Raw genomic sequence first — 2,934 nt, forward strand, 5'->3', positions numbered from 1 at the left:
TTGACTATCAGTCTGACTCCACAAGCACCCACACGAATTGCTTGATTCAGTTGTTAAAGAGCGGTTGGTTAAGATCTTTCGTCTCAACCGAGGCGCGCATTCTACAGCAGCCTCATTTGCTGTCAAGCGATTTCTTTATCAAAATCAACTACTTGAACCAGAACCGGCTTCAAGCTGCTCGTCAGCGGGAGGCGAATAGTACAGCATTCAAATATGTGGTCAACCCCCTTCCTGAAATTCTTTTCGATTAATCCACAGTGCCACGGTTGCAGCTATATAGAGTGTTCGATCGCCTGACAGCGCGGCTCATGGCAAACGCGCGACCTCGCCCAGGCGTTACGGTTTGCAATCGGCGGCGAGGAAAAGCCGGCGAATCAGCAGACCTGACATTTGCGTAGGCGCGCAATGCCCCTTCAGCCCCTGACTATCAAACCGGCTCTCACCCACTTTTACACAGGTCCGAAAGAAAGCCATTGAAATTCAAGGGCTTTTTTTTCGCCTGCAGAAACGTGAGTATGTGCGGGCGAACGCAGACATGAGGAATCGGAACCATGGAATTGACGCTGGAAGCTGTTGCGCTTTTTGCTCTCAAGCTGGTGCATGAGACGGACGGCGCGAGCCCGTTGCTGCGCGATGACCTGGTGATGGATGGGTATGAGCGCGAAGTGTTTGGGTTGTTGGTGCGCCAGGGGGATTTGGCGACGATTCAACGCAAGCTCAATGAGTGCATTGCCCAGGCCTTGAATGCACTAGGCGGCGCCGACACGGTGCTGGGCCGTGAACTGCTCAAACTGTTTACAGATGTGCAACAGGCCAGCAGCCTTGATGAGCTAAGTACCCCGCTGATTACCCTCAAAGACTATCTGAAAGATATCCAGTGAGTCGGTGATCAACATACCGGCCAGGTACACCATCAATACGGCTACGCCAGCGTCCAGGCATCGCCAGACCACGGGCGTGCGAAACAGCCACGCCAGCTGCTGACATCCCAGCGCCAACCAGATTAACGGCGCCGGCAGGACTCGCTGAGCAACAGCTTTTCAAGACCAGAAGTTTCAACGCCCCTTCTGATCCCCTCGGCTAATAATCCAACCGACCGAAAAGCTCTTCGAAAGGGATCATGACGTGCTCGCGATAAGCTTCACGCTCCCGGAGTCTTTGATACCACGCCTCAACGTGAGGAATGAGTGGGCGGGAAATAGCTAAAGAGAAGTAACGGTACAGATGTGTGCCAACAGTAATGTCTGCCAACGACAAACGTTCCCCACCCAGAAAGGGCTGCTCGCTCAAGACCTGGTCAAGTAACTCAAAATATTGATCGCAGAGGCTGATGCTTTTTTCGATAGCTTGCGGATCCCGCAACGCCTCAGGGGTTCGGTAAAAGCCCCAAAACACACCATTTAAAAACGTCGGCTGCAAGCTGGTTTGAGACCAATCCATCCAACGGTCAACTTGAGAGCGCTGAGCTGGGTCCTCACTCCAGAAACCAGATGCCCCATGACGCGCGGCAAGGTATCTGAGAATACTGTGCGACTCCCACACCACTGTCCCGTCGTCATCTTTTATGACAGGCACGCGCCCATGGGGGTTCATGCGCAGAAACGCTGGCGAATCCTTGAGGCCGTATTGGCCGCCCGCGGAAATATGGCGGTGGGCCAGACCTAACTCACCTATAAGCCACATGACCTTCTGAACATTGAATGACGAACGTCGCCCCCACACTTCAAGCATGCAACCTCCTGTTAACCACCCCTAACTACAACGTTGCAACCACCCTCTTACCGCCGCCCTTCAACCGCCATCCGCACAGCCAAGCCCATCAGCACCGAACCCATCACCCAACGCTGAACCGCCTGCCAGCCTGGACGGGTGACGAAGAACACGGCGATGGAACCCGCCATCATTGCAATCACCGCATTGACGCTCACGCTGATGGCAATCTGCGTAAAACCCAGGATCAGTGATTGCATCAGCACACTGCCATGCCCATTCGGGTCAATAAACTGCGGCAACAACGACAAATACATCACCGCCACTTTGGGGTTCAGCAGGTTGGTCACCAAGCCCATCATGAACAACTTGCGTGGGCTGTCCTGGGGCAAGTCCCGCACTTGAAACGGCGACCGGCCACCCGGCTTCACCGCCTGCCAGGCCAGGTACACCAGGTACAACGCGCCACCGAGCCGCAACGCGTCGTAGGCAAACGGCACCGCCATCACCAATGCGGTAATCCCCAGCGCCGCGCAGAACATATAAACAAGGAAACCCAAAGCAACGCCACCGAGGGAAATCATCCCGGCCGTGCGCCCCTGGCAGATCGAGCGGGAAATGAGGTAAATCATGTTCGGCCCGGGCGTCAGCACCATGCCGAGGGAGATCAGGCCATAAGCAAGCCAGCTGGACAGTTCGGGCATGGTGTCGCTCCTGCAGTATTGTGCTGGGTGCCATGGTAGGGCGTTGAAAAGCAGGGCGTTAGATACAGATCCGCGAGCAAAACGTCATACACCGCTCACGGTAAGGCACATGATCGACTTCGCCTCGCTGCCGTACACAAACATTGCGCACGTTTGATCTGGATTCTGCAGGCAAAAAAATACCCTGGCGTCCCAAGGTCTTTTTTACTGCTAACGCTGCTTCAACAGATGTACACCGACCGATGTGGGAGCTGGCTTACCTGCGATGACCATAGGTATATACACAGCCGGTTAACACAAAGTCTGTGGTAGGTGGGCTGTTGTGGCGAGCAGGCTTGTCCTGCGTTGGGCTGCGAAGCGGCCCCAGTAAAGGCACTGCAATTTTCCTGAAAGTACTCAGTGTCAGGGGTTTGGGGCGCCTTGCGGGCCCACCCCCGACAAACCTGCTCGCCACAGGCGAAAATGGCGGGCCTCAAAAAACTGTCTCTTTTTCACAACTTGAGCCGCCGGCGGAGGATGA

Annotated in this window: 3 protein-coding genes and 1 pseudogene; 2 read left to right on the forward strand and 2 right to left on the reverse strand. The window is 55.1% G+C overall.

Annotated elements, in window-relative coordinates; genetic code table 11:
* A pseudogene (locus GIW28_RS30515) lies at positions 1–251 on the forward strand (hypothetical protein); the annotation flags it as partial.
* Positions 252–551: 300 nt separating this feature from the next.
* A complete protein-coding gene (locus tag GIW28_RS30520; RefSeq protein WP_017134664.1) occupies positions 552–881 on the forward strand; it encodes a hypothetical protein in 330 nt (109 codons plus the stop codon).
* A 199-nt stretch (positions 882–1,080) separates the two neighbouring features.
* Here the strand turns inward: GIW28_RS30520 and GIW28_RS30525 are convergent, their stop codons facing one another.
* Positions 1,081–1,731 carry a glutathione S-transferase family protein gene (locus GIW28_RS30525; protein ID WP_017134663.1) on the reverse strand — a complete coding sequence of 217 codons (651 nt, stop codon included), beginning with the start codon at positions 1,729–1,731 and terminating at the stop codon, positions 1,081–1,083.
* A 47-nt stretch (positions 1,732–1,778) separates the two neighbouring features.
* Complete coding sequence (locus GIW28_RS30530) at positions 1,779–2,414, reverse strand: LysE family translocator (protein WP_236448194.1); 636 nt, start codon at positions 2,412–2,414, stop codon at positions 1,779–1,781.
* Between the last annotated feature and the right edge of the window lie 520 nt (positions 2,415–2,934).

Origin of the sequence: Pseudomonas sp. PA-5-4B (assembly GCF_021606215.1) — a bacterium.
In the GTDB taxonomy this organism is placed as follows: Bacteria; Pseudomonadota; Gammaproteobacteria; order Pseudomonadales; family Pseudomonadaceae; genus Aquipseudomonas; species Aquipseudomonas edaphica.

Coding starts and splice junctions, on each gene's coding strand:
- GIW28_RS30530 (WP_236448194.1), bottom strand. CDS start 2,414: ATGCCCGAACTGTCCAGCTGGCTTGCTTATGGCCTGATCTCCCTCGGC.
- GIW28_RS30520 (WP_017134664.1), top strand. CDS start 552: ATGGAATTGACGCTGGAAGCTGTTGCGCTTTTTGCTCTCAAGCTGGTG.
- GIW28_RS30525 (WP_017134663.1), bottom strand. CDS start 1,731: ATGCTTGAAGTGTGGGGGCGACGTTCGTCATTCAATGTTCAGAAGGTC.